14 protein-coding genes and 1 other RNA gene are annotated in these 15,138 nt (G+C 70.3%); 4 read left to right on the plus strand and 11 right to left on the minus strand.

All coding sequences use genetic code 11. The features are described 5' to 3' along the window. Nucleotides 1-12 precede the first annotated feature (12 nt). From AC1PME_RS17405 to AC1PME_RS17455, 11 genes are read right to left on the minus strand one after another with little or no spacing between them, the layout of a single operon-like run. Nucleotides 13-954 (minus strand): D-alanine--D-alanine ligase, encoded by a 942-nt coding sequence (locus tag AC1PME_RS17405; protein ID WP_481096536.1) that lies wholly within the window; start codon nt 952-954, stop codon nt 13-15. After that, nucleotides 951-2,387, minus strand: coding sequence for a UDP-N-acetylmuramate--L-alanine ligase (murC, locus tag AC1PME_RS17410; RefSeq protein ID WP_307552343.1), 1,437 nt, complete (start codon nt 2,385-2,387; stop codon nt 951-953). The genes AC1PME_RS17405 and murC overlap by 4 nt, the downstream gene beginning before the upstream one ends. Further along, entirely contained in the window at nt 2,384-3,649 is a 1,266-nt protein-coding gene (murG, locus tag AC1PME_RS17415) for an undecaprenyldiphospho-muramoylpentapeptide beta-N-acetylglucosaminyltransferase (protein WP_481096537.1), read from the minus strand. The genes murC and murG overlap by 4 nt, the downstream gene beginning before the upstream one ends. After that, the gene (gene ftsW, locus AC1PME_RS17420) at nt 3,646-4,965 is read right to left on the minus strand and encodes a putative lipid II flippase FtsW (protein WP_209032373.1); all 1,320 of its coding nucleotides are present in this window, start codon (nt 4,963-4,965) and stop codon (nt 3,646-3,648) included. The genes murG and ftsW overlap by 4 nt, the downstream gene beginning before the upstream one ends. Then, nucleotides 4,965-6,050 carry a phospho-N-acetylmuramoyl-pentapeptide-transferase gene (mraY, locus tag AC1PME_RS17425; RefSeq protein ID WP_010344435.1) on the minus strand — a complete coding sequence of 362 codons (1,086 nt, stop codon included), beginning with the start codon at nt 6,048-6,050 and terminating at the stop codon, nt 4,965-4,967. Before mraY ends, ftsW begins: the two co-directional genes overlap by 1 nt. Further along, entirely contained in the window at nt 6,040-7,533 is a 1,494-nt protein-coding gene (locus AC1PME_RS17430; protein WP_481096538.1) for a UDP-N-acetylmuramoyl-tripeptide--D-alanyl-D-alanine ligase, read from the minus strand. The genes mraY and AC1PME_RS17430 overlap by 11 nt, the downstream gene beginning before the upstream one ends. Beyond that, nucleotides 7,530-9,008, minus strand: a complete 1,479-nt coding sequence (locus AC1PME_RS17435) for a UDP-N-acetylmuramoyl-L-alanyl-D-glutamate--2,6-diaminopimelate ligase (RefSeq protein WP_481098141.1) — start codon at nt 9,006-9,008, stop codon at nt 7,530-7,532. The genes AC1PME_RS17430 and AC1PME_RS17435 overlap by 4 nt, the downstream gene beginning before the upstream one ends. An 8-nt stretch (nt 9,009-9,016) precedes the next feature. After that, entirely contained in the window at nt 9,017-10,885 is a 1,869-nt protein-coding gene (locus tag AC1PME_RS17440; protein ID WP_481096539.1) for a peptidoglycan D,D-transpeptidase FtsI family protein, read from the minus strand. Next, nucleotides 10,882-11,145: a cell division protein FtsL gene (ftsL, locus tag AC1PME_RS17445; RefSeq protein ID WP_263110849.1), complete on the minus strand. Its 264-nt coding sequence runs from the start codon at nt 11,143-11,145 to the stop codon at nt 10,882-10,884. The genes AC1PME_RS17440 and ftsL overlap by 4 nt, the downstream gene beginning before the upstream one ends. Then, the gene (rsmH, locus tag AC1PME_RS17450; RefSeq protein ID WP_481098142.1) at nt 11,142-12,191 is read right to left on the minus strand and encodes a 16S rRNA (cytosine(1402)-N(4))-methyltransferase RsmH; all 1,050 of its coding nucleotides are present in this window, start codon (nt 12,189-12,191) and stop codon (nt 11,142-11,144) included. The genes ftsL and rsmH overlap by 4 nt, the downstream gene beginning before the upstream one ends. 14 nt (nt 12,192-12,205) lie before the next feature. After that, nucleotides 12,206-12,607, minus strand: coding sequence for a division/cell wall cluster transcriptional repressor MraZ (locus tag AC1PME_RS17455; RefSeq protein WP_010344444.1), 402 nt, complete (start codon nt 12,605-12,607; stop codon nt 12,206-12,208). Between the two features lie 371 nt (nt 12,608-12,978). On the opposite strand from AC1PME_RS17455, the gene AC1PME_RS17460 reads away from it, so the two are divergent. The 4 genes from AC1PME_RS17460 (at nt 12,979) to AC1PME_RS17475 (ending at nt 15,077) form a co-directional block, all read left to right on the plus strand. Further along, complete coding sequence (locus AC1PME_RS17460) at nt 12,979-13,785, plus strand: NRDE family protein (protein WP_307552355.1); 807 nt, start codon at nt 12,979-12,981, stop codon at nt 13,783-13,785. 87 nt (nt 13,786-13,872) lie between these two features. Further along, nucleotides 13,873-14,239, plus strand: an RNA gene (gene rnpB, locus AC1PME_RS17465) — RNase P RNA component class A. A 146-nt stretch (nt 14,240-14,385) separates the two neighbouring features. Then, the gene (locus AC1PME_RS17470) at nt 14,386-14,616 is read left to right on the plus strand and encodes a DUF4160 domain-containing protein (protein WP_254459110.1); all 231 of its coding nucleotides are present in this window, start codon (nt 14,386-14,388) and stop codon (nt 14,614-14,616) included. Beyond that, on the plus strand, nt 14,613-15,077 hold the full coding sequence (locus AC1PME_RS17475) for a DUF2442 domain-containing protein (RefSeq protein WP_254459111.1): 465 nt from the start codon (nt 14,613-14,615) through the stop codon (nt 15,075-15,077). The genes AC1PME_RS17470 and AC1PME_RS17475 overlap by 4 nt, the downstream gene beginning before the upstream one ends. The last annotated feature ends 61 nt before the right edge of the window (nt 15,078-15,138 follow it).

Consider the following 15,138-nt stretch of genomic DNA (forward strand, 5'->3'; position numbering starts at 1 on the left):
CGATTCCCGGCTTCACAGCGTCTGCTCCAGGATGCGCCAGCACAGCCCGGCGAAATCCACGCCCAGCTGCGCCGCGGCCTTGGGCACCAGCGAGTGGCTGGTCATGCCCGGGGCGGTGTTGACCTCGATCAGCTGCAGGCCGCGCACGCGGTCGCGCATCACGTCCACGCGGCCCCAGCCGCTGCAGCCGGCCGCGGCGAAGGCCTGCAGGGCGAGCCGGCGGATCTGCGTCTCGTCCTCGCCCTCCATGCCCGGGCACAGGTACTGGGTGTCCTCGGCGATGTACTTGGCGTGGTAGTCGTACCAGTCGCCGGCGGGGACGATGCGGATCGACGGCAGCGCGACGTCGCCGAGGATGCCGACGGTGTATTCCTCGCCCTGCACCATCTGCTCCATCAGCAGTTCGCCGCGGTAGTCGGCGGCGAAGGCGCGCACCGGCGCCAGGTCGGCCTCGGCCAGCACCCGGAACACGCCCACGCTGGAGCCTTCGCAGGCCGGCTTGACGAACAGCGGATAGCCCAGCGCGGCGGCCGCCGCGGCCAGGTCGGCCTGCGCGTCGATGCGGGCGAAGCCCGGGGTCGGCAGGCCGGCGGCGATCCACACCTGCTTGGTGCGGATCTTGTCCAGGGTCAGCGCGCTGCCGAGCACGTCGGGGCCGGTGAACGGCACCTGCAGGGCGCGCAGCAGGCCCTGCAGCACGCCGTTCTCGCCGTCGCCGCCGTGCAGGATGTTGAACACGCGGTCCACCGCGCCGGCGCGGATGCGCTCGAGCAGCGCAGGAATGCCGTCCACCGGCTGCGCGTCGACGCCGCGGCTGCGCAGCGCCTCCAGCACGTTGGCGCCGGAGTTCAGCGACACCTCGCGTTCGCTGGAGGTGCCGCCGAGCAGCACGGCGACGCGGCCGAACACGGCCGGGTCGGTGACGCGCGGCGGCGGCAGGGTCTGCGCGCTCATGCGTCCGCTCCGCCGGCGAAGCCGTGCTGGGCGATGTGCTGGGCGACATAGCCGATGTCGCCCGCCCCCATCATCAACAGCAGGTCGCCGTCCTGCAGCACGTCCGGCAGCACGCGGTCGAGTTCGCCGACCTGGCCGACCACCACCGGTTCGCTGCGGCCGCGCGCGCGGATCGCGCGCGCCAGCGAGCGCGCGTCGGCACCGGGGATCGGCGCCTCGCCGGCCGGGTAGACCTCGCTGAGCACCAGCGCGTCCACTTCCGACAGCACCGCGGCGAAGGCGTCGAACTGGTCGCGGGTGCGGCTGTAGCGATGCGGCTGGAACGCGACCACCAGGCGCTTGTCCGGCCAGCCGCCACGGGCGGCGGCGAACACCGCGGCCAGTTCGCGCGGATGGTGGCCGTAGTCGTCGACCACGCGCACGCGCGCGCCGGCGGCGGTGGTGACTTCGCCCAGGTCGTTGAAGCGGCGGCCGATGCCGGCGAAGCCCTGCAGGGCGCTGGCGATCGCCTCCGGCGCCACGCCCAGCTGCCAGCCGATGGCGGCGGCGGCCAGCGCGTTGAGCACGTTGTGGCGGCCCGGCAGCGCCAGGGTCACCGGGATGCTGCTGCCTTCCGGCAGGCGCAGGGTGAAGCGCATGCGCGGGCCGTCCTGGACCACGTCCTCGGCGCGCACGTCGGCGTTCTCGCTGAGGCCGTAGCTCATCACGTGGCGCGGCGTCTTCGCCGCCAGCGCGGCCACTTCCGGATCGTCGATGCACAGCACCGCCAGGCCGTAGAACGGCAGGCGCTGCAGGAACTCGGCGAACGCCGCCTGGACCCGCGCGAAGTCGTTGCCGTAGTTCTCCAGATGATCGGCATCGATGTTGGTGATGACCGAGATCAGCGGGTTCAGGCGCAGGAAGCTGCCGTCGCTCTCGTCGGCCTCGGCCACCAGCCACTGGCCGCCGCCGAGCTTGGCGTTGGCGCCGGCGGCGAGCAGCTGCCCGCCGATCACGAAGGTCGGGTCCAGCCCGCCTTCGCTGAGCACCGCCGCAGCCAGGCTGGTGGTGGTGGTCTTGCCGTGGGTGCCGGCCACCGCGATGCCGCGGCGGAAGCGCATCAGCTCGGCCAACATCGCCGCGCGCGGCATGATCGGAATGCGCTGGCTGCGCGCCTCCATCAGTTCCGGGTTGTCCTCGCGGATCGCGCTGGACACCACCACGCAGTCGGTGCCGAGCACGTTGGCCGCCGAGTGCCCGCGCATCACCCGCGCGCCGAGCTTGACCAGGCGCCGGGTGGCGGCGTTGTCGGCGTTGTCCGAGCCGGAGACCTCATAGCCCAGGGTCAGCATGACCTCGGCGATGCCGCTCATGCCGGTACCGCCGATGCCGACGAAATGCACGCGCGGGAACGCGCGGACCAGATCGCCGGTGTCGTGGAGGCGGCGAATCACGGGCGGCCTCCTGCGGAGGCGGGATTGGGGAATCGGGAATCGAGAATGGGGAAAAGCGAAGCGCTGGCGGCGATCCGCGCCTGCCGCGTATTCGTGTCTACGTGTGTCACTGCGTGCGTCTGCCCTTGATTGTGCTTGTACCCATTCCCCATTCCCGATTCACCACTCCCGGCCTCTTCCAAGACGATGTCCGCAATCCGCTCGGCCGCATCCGGCTTGGCCAGCTGGCGTGCGGCCTCGGCCATCGCCAGGCGCTGGGCGGGCTGCGCCAGCAGGTCGCGCAGCACGCGCTGCAGGTGGCCGGCCAGGGCGTCGTCCTGCTTCAGCAGCACGGCGGCGCCGCGCTCGACCAGGTATTCGGCGTTGCGGGTCTGGTGGTCGTCGACGGCGGCGGCGAACGGCACCAGCACGCTGCCGATGCCGACCGCGCACAGCTCGGCCAGGGTCGAGGCGCCGGCGCGGCACACCACCAGGTCGGCCCAGGCGTAGGCGGCGGCCATGTCGCCGATGAAGGCTTCGACGCTGGCTTCAACGCCGGCGTCGGCGTAGGCGCGCGCGGCTTCCTCGCGCAGCGCTTCGCCGCACTGGTGGCGCACCTCGACGGCCACGCCGAGCGCGGCCAGCGCCTGCGGCAACGCCTGATTGAGCACGCGCGCGCCCTGGCTGCCGCCCAGCACCAGCAGCCGTGGCGCGCCGTGGCGCGCGGCCAGGCGCTGCGCCGGCGGCGCCAGCGCGGCGATCTCGGCGCGCACCGGGTTGCCCACCGCTTCCTCGCGCGTGGCGAAGCTGCCCGGGAAGCCGGTCAGCACCCGCCGCGCGACCCGCGCCAGCACCTTGTTGGTCAGGCCCGGCGCGCGGTTCTGTTCGTGCACCAGCAGCGGCAGCTTGAGCAGCCGCGCGGCCAGCCCGCCGGGACCGGCGGCAAAGCCGCCGAAGCTGATCACCGCGCGCGGCGCACGCCGGCGCAGCACGAAGCCGGCGGCGCGCACCGCGCGCAGCACCCGCACCGGCGCGCCGAACAGGGCCAGCGCGCCCTTGCCGCGCAGTCCGCCGATCTCGATCGTGTCCAGTTCGATGCCGTGCTCCGGCACCAGCCGCGTTTCCATGCGCCCGGCCGCACCCAGCCACACCACCGGCACGCCACGCGCGCGCAGCACCTTGGCCACGGCCAGCGCGGGGAAGATGTGCCCGCCGGTGCCGCCGGCGAGGATCATCACCGGCGCGGCGGAGGCGGCAGCGGAGACGGAGGGCGACGCGCTCATCCGAGCCTCCCGAAGGTGGGTTCGACCCGCGGCTGCATGCGGCTGGTGCCGCGCCCCGGGGCGCCCTGGATCGCCGCGGCGACCGCGCTGGCGCTGGCCTCGCGCGCGGCGTGCAGGTCCTCGGCGTTGTCCACGGTCTGCTTGACCGGCATCGCCGCGTCGCTGCGCACCAGCGCCACCTGGCGCTCGGCGCGGTTGAGTTCGTAGGACACGCGCAGCAGCAGGCCCATCGCCACGCAGGTCATCAGCACGCTGGAACCACCGGCGGAGATCAGCGGCAGAGTCAGGCCCTTGGTCGGCAGGATGCCCAGGTTCACGCCGACCGAGACGAAGCTCTGCAGGCTGATCCACAGACCGATGCCGAAGGCGATGTAGCCGGAGAAATGGCGCTTCATCTCCACGCAGCGCATGCCCAGCCAGAACGCGCGGCCGACCAGCAGCGCGTACAGCGAGATGATCAGGCACACGCCGACGAAGCCCAGTTCCTCGGCGATGACCGAGAAGATGAAGTCGGTATGCGCTTCCGGCAGATAGTTGAGCTTCTGCACCGAGCCGCCCAGGCCGACCCCGAACAGTTCGCCGCGGCCCACCGCCATCAGCGCGTTGGACAGCTGGTAGCCGGAGCCGAGCTGGTCGGCCCACGGATCCAGGAAGGAGGTGATGCGGCGCAGGCGGTACGGTTCGAGGATCGCGATGAAGGCGAACACCGGCAGACCGATCACGATCGGCATCGACATGCGCGGCAGGTTCACCCCGCCCAGCACCAGCATGCCGGCGGTGATCGCCAGCAGCAGCGTGGAGGAGCCGAAGTCCGGCTGCAGCAGCAGCAGGCCGACCAGCGCCACCGCCACGCCCAGCGGCTTGAGCATCGCCGGCCAGGTCGCGTTGACCTCGTCGCGGAAGCGCACCAGGTAGCTGGACAGCCACACGATGTACAGCACCTTCACCGCTTCCACGGTCTGGAAGCGCGAGATGCCCAGGTTGATCCAGCGCCGCGCGCCGTTGACGGTGCTGCCCAGGCCGGGCACGAACACCACCAGCAGCAGGCCGAAGCAGGCCAGCAGCAGCAACTGGTTGTACTGCTCGATGTTCTTCAGCTCGGTGCGCATCGCCCAGAACGCCAGGCCGATGCCGCCGGCCAGGAACAGCAGGTGGCGGCTCAGGTAGTAGAACGGGCTGGTGGTCAGCTCGATCGAGCTGGAGCCGACCATCACCACGCCCAGCGACGCCAGCGCCACCGCGGCGCCGAGCAGCCACGGGTCGTAGCGGCCACCGATGGCCTCCAGGCGGGTCGCTTGGCGGGCAGCGTCGTTCATCAGCGCACCTTCAACGTGGCCAGGCCGACCAGCACCAGCACCACCGAAATGATCCAGAAGCGCACGATCACCCGCGGCTCCGGCCAGCCCTTCAGCTCGAAGTGGTGGTGGATCGGCGCCATGCGGAACACGCGCTTGCCGGTGAGCTTGAACGAGGCGACCTGGATCATCACCGACAACGTCTCGATGACGAACACGCCGCCCATGATCACCAGCACCAGTTCCTGGCGCACGATCACCGCGATGGTGCCGAGCACCGCGCCCAGCGCCAGCGCGCCGATGTCGCCCATGAACACCATCGCCGGGTAGGTGTTGAACCACAGAAAGCCCAGGCCCGCGCCGGCGATCGCCGCGCAGATGATGATCAGTTCGCCGGCGCCGGGAATGGTGGGGATCTTCAGGTAGGCGGAGAACACCGCGTTGCCCGAGGCATAGGCGAACACGCCCAGCGCGCAGGCCACCAGCACCGTCGGCATGATCGCCAGGCCGTCCAGGCCGTCGGTCAGGTTGACCGCGTTGGAGAAGCCGACGATCCAGAAGTAGGCGATGGCGACGAAGCTGATCCCGGCCAGCGGCAGCGCGATCGACTTGAACATCGGGATGTAAAAGGTGATCGCCGCCGGCACGTCGGCGGTGTAGTACAGGAACAGGCCCGCGGCCAGGCCGAAGATCGACTGCAGCAGGTACTTCCAGCGCGACTTGAGCCCGTTCGGGTCGCGGCGCACGATCTTGATCCAGTCGTCGTACCAGCCGATCACGCCGAACGCCAGCATCACCGCCAGCACCAGCCACACGTAGCGGTTGCGCAGGTCGCCCCACAGCAGCACCGACAGCAGCACGGTGAGCAGGATCAGCGAACCGCCCATGGTCGGGGTGCCGGCCTTGGAGAAGTGGGTCTGCGGGCCGTCCTGGCGGATCGGCTGGCCGCCCTTGAACTGCGCCAGCTTGCGGATCACCGCCGGGCCAAGCCACAGCGACAGGAACAGCGAGGTCAGCGCCGCGAGGATGCCGCGGAAGGTCAGGTAGCCGAACAGCCCGAACATACTTTCGAGCTGCTGCAGCCAGCGCGCCAGTTCAAGCAGCATGCGGCGCCTCCTGTGCCTGGTTCAGCAGCGCGCGCACCACGGTGTCCATGGCGCTGCCGCGCGAGCCCTTGATCAGCAGCGTGGCCGGGACCGGCGAAAGCGCGCCAACGGACGGCGCGCCGGTGTTCTCATGCATTTGCTTCACTTCCTGTTCTTGATCCTGCTGTTCCCGGGTCCCGGCGGCTGCGGCCAGATCGCGCTGCAGCGCCTGGATCAGCGCCGCGTGGCTGTCGAACACCCGGCCGTTCTCGCCGAACGCCTGCGCGGCGTGGGCGCTGAGCGGGCCGAGCGCGTACAGCCGGGTCAGCCCGGCATCGCGCGCGCGGCGCCCGCCGCTGGCGTGCAGCGCCTCGGCGCCGGCGCCGAGTTCGCGCATGTCGCCCAGCACCAGCCAGCGCTCGCCGCCGGCCGCGGCCAGGGCGTCGATCGCCGCCGCCAGCGAGCCGGGGTTGGCGTTGTAGCTGTCGTCGATCAGCACCGCGCCGTCGGGCAGCGTGTGGGTGATCTGCCGGCCCGGCACCGGCTGCACCTGCGCCAGGCCGGCGGCGATGCGCGCCGGCGCCACGCCCAGCGCCAGCGCCAGCGCGGCGGCGGCCAGGGCGTTCTGCAGGTTGTGCCGTCCCGGCAACGGCAGTGTCGCCTCGACGTCGCCGCGCGGGGTGGTCAGCACGAACTGGGTGCGGTCGGCGGCCATGCGCACCTGCGCGGCACCGACCTCGGCGCCCGGCTGCAGGCCGAAGCGCAGCACCTGCGGCCGCGCCTCGCCGGTCGCCAGGCGCTGCTCGAACCACAGGCCGAAGGCGTCGTCGGCATTGATCACCGCGGTGCCGTCGGCCGGCAGCGCGGTGTAGATGGCGCCCTTGGTCTGCGCCACGCCGAGCAGGCTGCCCATGCGTTCCAGGTGCGCGGCGGCGATGTTGTTGACCAGCGACACCTGCGGCGGCGCGATGTCGGTGAGATAGGCGATGTCGCCCGGCTTGCCGGCGCCCATTTCGTAGATGGCGTAGTCGGCGTCGTCCGGCGCCTCGATCACCGCCAGCGGCAGGCCGATCTCGTTGTTGCGGTTGCCGGGGTTGGCGTAGACGCTGCCGCCGTCGATGCGGCAGGCATGCTGCAGGATCGCCAGCAGCAGCGCCTTGACGCTGGTCTTGCCGTTGCTGCCGGTGATCGCGGCCACGCGGGTGGCGCGGCCGCGCTGCATGCCGGCGGCGATCCGCGCCAGCGCCAGCTGGGTGTCGGCGGCGACGATCTGCGGCAGCTCGATCTGCGGCTGCACGCGCTCCACCAGCAAGGCGCTGGCGCCGCGCGCGGCGGCATCGGCGACGAAGGCATGGCCATCGAAACGCTCGCCGCGCAGCGCCACGTACAGGCTGCCGGCGGCCAGGCTGCGGGTGTCGTGGCTGATCGCATCGATCGCCACGTCGTCGCCGTGCAGTTCGGCGCCGGCCCAGTGCGCGATCATCGACAACGGCAGGCGCTTCATCGGGCCGCCTCCGCCGCATGCGCGCGCAGGGCCTGCGCGGCGACCTCGGTGTCGTCGAACGGATGGCGCACGCCGGCGATCTCCTGGTAGGGCTCGTGGCCCTTGCCGGCGATCAGCACGATGTCCTCGGCACCGGCATCGGCATCGGCAACCGCCATGGCGATCGCCTGCGCGCGGTCGCGCTGCACCTGCACCGCCTGCAGGCCGTCGAAGCCGGCCAGGATGTCGGCGACGATACGGTCGCCGTCCTCGCCGCGCGGGTTGTCGTCGGTGACCACCACGCGCTCGGCCAGGCGCTGCGCGATCGCCGCCATCTGCGGGCGCTTGCCGGTGTCGCGCTCGCCGCCGCAGCCGAACACGCAGGTGATGCGGCCCTGCGCGTGCGCGCGCAGGCTCTGCAGCGCCTGCTCCAGCGCGTCTGGGGTATGGGCGTAGTCGACCACCACCAGCGGCTGCGCGCCGTTGCCGCCGAGCCGGTTCATGCGCCCGCGGATCGGCTGCAGCTGCGCCAGGGTGGCGGCGATGCGTACCGGCGCCACGTCCAGCGCGTGCAGCGCGCCGGCCACCGCCAGCAGGTTGTCGACGTTGAAACGGCCCAGCAACGGCGACTGCAGCGGATGCCGCTCCTCGCCGATCGCCAGGGTGAAACCGATGCCGCGCGCGTCCAGGTGCAGCGCCTCGGCGCGCACGTCGGCGCCGTCGTGGCCGCGCGAGCTGACCGCGATGCGGCGCAGCGCCGGATCCAGCGTGCCCAGCAGTTGCCGGCCGAACGCATCGTCCAGGTTGATCACCGCCGACTTCAGCCCCGGCGTGGCGAACAGGCGCGCCTTGGCCGCGCCGTAGCCGGCCATGTCGCCGTGGTAGTCGAGATGGTCGCGGGTGAGGTTGGTGAACACCGCCACGTCGAAGCGCACGGCGTCCACGCGGCCCTGGTCGAGCGCGTGCGAGCTGACTTCCATCGCCACCGCCTGCGCGCCGGCGTCGCGCAGCTGCGCCAGCAGCGCGTGCAGCGGCAGCACCAGCGGCGTGGTGAAGCCGGTCGGCTGCACCTGCCCGTACAGCCCGGCGCCGAGCGTGCCGATGCTGCCGCTGCGCGTGCCCAGCAGGTGCCAGGCCTGCGCCAGCAGTTGCACGGTGGAGGTCTTGCCGTTGGTGCCGGTGACCCCGACCATGGTCATGGTCTGCGACGGATGGCCATGGAACTGGTCGGCCATCGCGCCCATGCGCGCACGCAGGCCCGGCACCGCGATCGCGTCGGCCGGCGCCGGCAGCTCGGCCGGGGCCGGCGGTTCGTACAGCACGGCGACGGCGCCGTTGCCGCGCGCCTGCTCGACGAAGCCCAGGCCGTGCGCGCCGAACCCGGCGATCGCCACGAAGGCATCGCCCGGGCGCACCGCGCGGCTGTCCATGACCAGCCCGGACACCTGCACGTCGTGCGGCAGCGCCACGCCGGGCAACAGTTGCGACAGCGACATGGCGCGGGTCACTGGCGGGTCTCCTGCAGCGGCGCCGGCAACGCGGCCGGCGGCGGCGGCGCCACGGCGCGCGCGCTGGGCAGCGCCGCATCGACCTCGGCGGCGGCGTCGGGCACGATGGCCGGATCCGGCTCCACCGGCGCCGGCGGCGGCGCATGGCCGCTCTTGCCGGCGGCCTGCGCGGCCAGCCACGACTGGATGTCGTCCGGCGGCACGTCCATCAGCCGCAGCGCCCCTTCCATCACGTTGTGGAACACCGGCGCCGAGACCAGGCCGCCGTAGTACTTGGCGCCCTGCGGATCGTTGATGACGATGACCGTGGCAAAGCGCGGGTTGCTCGCCGGCACCAGGCCGGCGAACAGCGCGTTGTAGTGGCCGCGCTCGTAGCCGCCGGGGCCGGCCTTGCGCGCGGTACCGGTCTTGCCGGCGACGTGGTAGCCCAGGATCGCCGCGCCCTTGGCGCCGCCCTGGGTGACCACGGTCTCCATCATCGCCACCACTTCCTTGGCGATCGCCGGGTCCAGCACCTGCTTGCTGTCCTCGTGCTGGCCCTTGACGAAGGTCGGGGTGACCAGGCGCCCGCCGTTGCCCAGCGCGCAATAGGCGCGGGCGATCTGCAGCGGCGTCACCGACAGGCCGTAGCCGTACGACATGGTGGTCTTGGACGAGCCGCTCCAGCGCGCCGGCGACGGGAACACGCCGGCCGATTCGCCGGGGAAGCCGCTGTGCGGGGAACTGCCGTAGCCGTAGCTGTGGACCTGGTCGTAGAAGGTCTGGTCCGGCAGCTTGGCCGCGATCTTCGCCGCGCCGATGTTGGAGCTGCGGGTGATCACCCCGGTCACGGTCAGCACGCCGTTGTTGCGCGGCACGTCCTTGATGGTGAAGCGGCCCACCGACATGTAGCCGGGGTTGGTGTCGATCAGGGTGTCCTTGGTCACCACCCCGGCCTTGAGCGCGGTGGAGATGGTCAGCGGCTTCATCGTCGAGCCCGGCTCGACCAGGTCGGTGACCGCGCGGTTGCGGCGCACGTCCGGGTTGACCCCGTTGACCGCGTTGGGGTTGTAGGTCGGCAGGTTGACCATGGCCAGGATCTCGCCGGTGGCCACGTCCATGATCACGATCGAGCCGCCGGCGGCCTTGTTCTCGACCAGCGCGTTGCGCAGCTCCTTGTAAGCCAGGAACTGGATGCGGCGGTCGATGCTCAGGGTCAGGTCCTTGCCCGGCTGCGCCGGCTTGACCAGGTCGATGCTCTCGACGATCGCGCCCTTACGGTCGCGGATCACCCGCTTGGCGCCCGGCTTGCCGCGCAGCCAGGAATCGAACGCCAGCTCCAGCCCTTCCTGGCCGCGGTCGTCGATGTTGGTGAAGCCCAGCACGTGCGCCATCGCTTCGCCCTGCGGGTAGAAGCGGCGGAACTCGCGCTGCGAGAACACGCCGGGGATGCCCAGCGCGACCACCGCATGCGCCTTGTCCGGATTGATCCGGCGCTTGAGGTACATGAACTCCTTGTCCGCCTTCTGCGACAGCTTGGCGGTCAGTTCGTCGACCGGCAGTTCCAGCGCCTGCGCCAGCTGCGGGATGCGGTCCGGGCTGCGCAGCAGTTCCTGCGGATTGACCCAGATCGACTCCACCGGCGTGGACACCGCCAACGGCTCGCCGTTGCGGTCGGTGATCATGCCGCGCGAGGTGGCGATCGGCAGTTCGCGCAGGTAGCGGGCCTCGCCCTGGCGCTGGTAGAAGTCGCTGTTGATCAGCTGCACGTAGGCCGCACGGCCGATCAGCGTCACCGAGCACAGGCCCAGCGCCGCGCCGACCAGCGCCAGGCGGCCGCGCAGGTTGAAGTTGCTGCGGGGACGGTTGCGGCCGCTCTTGTTCACGGCCGCACCACCACGATGTCGCCGGTCTCGGGGAACTTCATCCCCAGCCGCTCGCGCGCGACCTGGTCGACGCGATTGCTCTCGGCCCAGGTCGCCTGCTCCAGCTGCAGCCGGCCGAATTCGATGTTCAGCTCGTCGCGGTCGTGTTCCAGCCGCGACAGCTCCACGAACAACTGGCGATGGCGATGGCGCATGTACACCACCCCGATCGCCGAGGCGATGGTGCAGGCGAGCAGCACGATCAGCAGCAATCGGCTCATTGGGCGTCTCCTTGCGGAGACGCCGGGATTGGGGATTCGGGATTCGGGATTCGTCGGGCGCGCTCTTCCAATCCCGAATCCCCAATCCCCAATCCCAGCTTCTCCGCCACCCGCAGCACCGCGCTGCGCGCGCGCGGATTCACCGCCAGTTCGTCGGCGTCGGCCTTGATCGCGCCGCCGTGCAGGCGCAGGGTCGGCACGAAGGTGGTGGCTTCGGGCAGGCGGCGGTTGCTCGGCGGCGCCTTGGCGTGGCGCTGCATGAACTGCTTGACGATGCGGTCTTCCAGCGAGTGGAAGCTGATCACCGCCAGGCGGCCGCCGGGCTTGAGCCGGGCCAGCGCCGCGTCCAGGCCGGTTTCCAGATCGGCCAGCTCGCGGTTGATGTGGATGCGGATGGCCTGGAAGCTGCGGGTGGCCGGATGGGTCTTGCTGTCGCCGCGCGGCATCACCGAGGCGATCAGCTCGGCCAGTTCGGCGGTGCGGGTGAACGGCTGCTTGTCGCGGCGGGCGACGATGGCGCGGGCGATGCGCCGGCTCTGCCGCTCTTCGCCGTAGGTCCACAGCACGTCGGCGATCTCGCGCTCCTCGGCGCGCGCCAGCCACTGCGCCGCGCTCTCGCCGGCGTCCGGGTCCATGCGCATGTCCAGCGGGCCGTCCTTGCCGAAGGAGAAGCCGCGCGCGGCCACGTCCAGCTGCGGCGAGGACACGCCCAGGTCGAACAGCACCCCGTCCAGGGCAGCGGCCGCGTCCCACTGGCCCAGCTCGGCGAAGCTGCCGCGGTAAATGGACACGCGCGCGTCGCCGCCGAACGCATGTTCGGCTTCGGCGATCGCCTCGGGATCCTTGTCCATCACCAGCAGCCGGCCTCCTGGGCCGAGGTTGTGCAGCACCCCGCGCGCGTGTCCGCCACGCCCGAACGTGCCATCCAGATAGGTTCCGTTCTCGATCACCTGCAGCCCGTCCATGACCTGCGCGAACAACACCGGCACATGCGCCGCCGATGGTTGCGACACCGGGAGGTGACCGGCCTGCGCCTGTCCGCGCATCCGGACACCCCGACTCACAACTTCAGATCGAGCAATCCATCGCCCAGATCCTCGTCAGACAACGTCTGCTGGATCAGTGCGCGATGAGCCTGCTCGCTCCACAGTTCGAACTTGTCGCCCATGCCCAACAGCACGGCGCGCTTTTCAATGCCCACCGCGGCGCGATGGCTCGGCGGGATGGTGATGCGGGCGTTGGCGTCCAGCTCCAGCGCCGCCGACGAACCCACCAGCTTCTGCTGCAGGACCCGCACCACGCGCTGGGTGTTGGGCTTGGCCATGACGTCGTCGCGGACCCGCTCCCATTCCTTCTCGGCATACAGCCACAGACAGCCGGCCTCGAACGGGTTGTAGGTCAGCACCAGCCGATTGCCGCTCACGCGCGCGACGAGGTCGCGGTACGCGGTGGGAACCGCCATACGCCCCTTGTCGTCCACAGTGATTGCGGTCTCGCCCTGAAACACGACGCCTACACCTTTCCGAATCCGCCTGGGCGGTCATTGAACCACGAAAAACCACAAAAAACCCGGTTTCCCCTCAAGTGCCCACCTTAGCAGTGCGCAACGGGTTGTCAACAACTTTGCGAGCGGTAAATCGCTAGCGGGATCAATGGTTTGCAACGATCTTTAGAGACTTGTTCAAGGCTTATCCACAAGTTACTGTTTCGTCTCAAATTTTGAGATTGAACGGAAATTCAGGCCTGTGTACGGGGCGTTAAGGTGGCCGTCACCCCCCGTCGACATCGCGCCTGGGCTCGCGCCGGCTTGCGCAAGCGCGCACACTGCAATGCATGTGTCTGGTCGTTCTCGCGCACGCTGCGCACCCGCGATGGCGCTTGCTGCTGGTCGGCAACCGCGACGAGTTCCACGCCCGCCCGACCGCGCCGCTGCAGCGCTGGCCGGCCCCGGCGCAGCGCCTGCTGGCCGGGCGTGACCTGCGTTCCGGCGGCACCTGGGTGGGGCTGGACGACGCCGGCCGCTGCGCCGTGGTCACCAACGTGCGCGACCCGCTGGCCTCGATGTCCGGCGCCTCGCGCGGCGCCCTGATCGCCGACTACCTGACCGGCGCGCAGCCAGCCGCGGCCTTCGCCGACGCGCTGGCGGCGCGCGCCGACGCCTACCCGCCGTTCAACCTGCTGCTGGCCGATGCCGCCGGCGCCGCCTACGTCGGCAACCATCCGCCCGGCCGCAGCGCCCTGGAACCGGGCGTCCACGGCATGTCCAACGGCGTCCTGGACGCGCCCTGGCCGAAGACCCGGCGGCTGCAGGCGGCGGTGACCGCCTGGATCGCCGCCGGCGACGACGCCCTGGCGCCGCTGTGGCGGGCGCTGGCCGACGCGACCCTGGCCGACCCGGCCGACCTGCCCGACACCGGGGTCGGTCCGGACCTGGAACGGCGGCTATCGCCGGCCTTCATCCGCGGCCACGACTACGGCACCCGCGCCAGCACCATCGTCGCGGTGGACGCCGCCGGCCACGGCTGGATCCACGAGCGCCGGTTCGGCCCGGACGGGGTGTATCTGGGGGAGACGCGCTTGGAAAACCATGGCCCGGGGCCCGGGACCGGGGACCCGGAAATGCCGCAGCCGCACCTGTGATGGGCTATGCAGCCGACGGCAACCATGGCTGTCCGCATCGCCATCGCTTTCCCGGGTCCCGGCTTAACATGCGACAATGCGCGCGGCGGAGTCGGCCAGACAGTCGCGTCATCCCCTCGCATTTCGGTGCGGCGGGATGCCGAGGAAAGTCCGGGCTCCATAGGGCAAGGTGCCAGGTAACGCCTGGGCGGCGCGAGCCGACGGACTAGTGCAACAGAAAGATACCGCCTACGTCTGCGCAAGCAGGCCGGTAAGGGTGAAATGGTGCGGTAAGAGCGCACCGCGAGTCCGGTAACGGACCGGCACGGCAAACCCCACCTGGAGCAAGACCAAATAGGGACCTCATGGCGCGGCCCGCGTCGGGTCCGGGTAGGTTGCTTGAGCGTACCGGTGACGGTGCGCCTAGAAGAATGACTGTCCACGACAGAACCCGGCTTATCGGCCGGCTCCGCCACTTTCTCCCAAACGTCGAAAACTCCAAAGATCTCCCTGGGGGCGTGGAGCGCCGGGCGTTCGTAGGGAGTGACGTTCTTCTAGCCTCCGACGCGTTGCAAGCAGGCACGCCTTGCGAAAGTGCAATCATTGCACTATGTTCGGCACATGCCGACGATCGTCCGTTTCGCCAACAGCGTTGTCACGATGTATGCGGCCGACCATCTGCCGCCTCACTTCCACGTCCGAACCCGGGATGGTCGGGAAGCCCTGATCGTCATCGACACCCTGGTGGTGCTTTCCGGCCGCTTGAGCCGACGTGAATTGAGTGCCGCGCTTGAATGGGCCGCGGCGAACAAAGCCACCCTCATCGCCCGATGGCAGGAATTGAATCCATGAACCAACCTCAATTCGTCATTACCAAGGTGAAGGCAGTCGCGGCGCGCGAACTTGCGCTGACCTTTGCCGACGGCTTCACTTGCACCGTCGACCTCAGCGACGTTCTGGCCTCGCATCCCTCGCTGAAGAAGGCACGGCTGCCGCATGTCTTTCATAAGGTCTCGCTCGACGAATGGCAGCGCGGCGTCATCTTCGGCGGCAACGACGAGTTGGCGCTCGCCAGTGATAACCTGCGCGCACTCGCGATCGAGCAAGCCGGTGACTATTCCCACCAGCAGATCATCGCCTGGATGCATCGCCACGACATGACGTTGGATTCGGCCGCCGAAGCATTGGGCCTGAGCCGGCGCATGCTCGCCTACTACCGCAGCGGCGAAAAGCCTGTCCCCAAGAGCATCGGCTTGGCAATGCTGGGATGGGAGGCCGAACAGGCAGGGTTTGATTATTCAAAAGTCGCCTAACAGCGCGGTCGCCTAGGACAACTGGCCGGCGATCGCTCCTCTCGGGGCGTTTCGTGTCGCC

The organism is Xanthomonas sp. NCPPB 901 (assembly GCF_056725085.1).

Coding starts and splice junctions, on each gene's coding strand:
- AC1PME_RS17405 (WP_481096536.1), bottom strand. CDS start 954: ATGAGCGCGCAGACCCTGCCGCCGCCGCGCGTCACCGACCCGGCCGTG.
- murG (WP_481096537.1), bottom strand. CDS start 3,649: ATGAGCGCGTCGCCCTCCGTCTCCGCTGCCGCCTCCGCCGCGCCGGTG.
- ftsW (WP_209032373.1), bottom strand. CDS start 4,965: ATGAACGACGCTGCCCGCCAAGCGACCCGCCTGGAGGCCATCGGTGGC.
- mraY (WP_010344435.1), bottom strand. CDS start 6,050: ATGCTGCTTGAACTGGCGCGCTGGCTGCAGCAGCTCGAAAGTATGTTC.
- AC1PME_RS17430 (WP_481096538.1), bottom strand. CDS start 7,533: ATGAAGCGCCTGCCGTTGTCGATGATCGCGCACTGGGCCGGCGCCGAA.
- AC1PME_RS17435 (WP_481098141.1), bottom strand. CDS start 9,008: ATGTCGCTGTCGCAACTGTTGCCCGGCGTGGCGCTGCCGCACGACGTG.
- ftsL (WP_263110849.1), bottom strand. CDS start 11,145: ATGAGCCGATTGCTGCTGATCGTGCTGCTCGCCTGCACCATCGCCTCG.
- rsmH (WP_481098142.1), bottom strand. CDS start 12,191: ATGCGCGGACAGGCGCAGGCCGGTCACCTCCCGGTGTCGCAACCATCG.
- AC1PME_RS17455 (WP_010344444.1), bottom strand. CDS start 12,607: ATGGCGGTTCCCACCGCGTACCGCGACCTCGTCGCGCGCGTGAGCGGC.
- AC1PME_RS17460 (WP_307552355.1), top strand. CDS start 12,979: ATGTGTCTGGTCGTTCTCGCGCACGCTGCGCACCCGCGATGGCGCTTG.
- AC1PME_RS17470 (WP_254459110.1), top strand. CDS start 14,386: ATGCCGACGATCGTCCGTTTCGCCAACAGCGTTGTCACGATGTATGCG.
- AC1PME_RS17475 (WP_254459111.1), top strand. CDS start 14,613: ATGAACCAACCTCAATTCGTCATTACCAAGGTGAAGGCAGTCGCGGCG.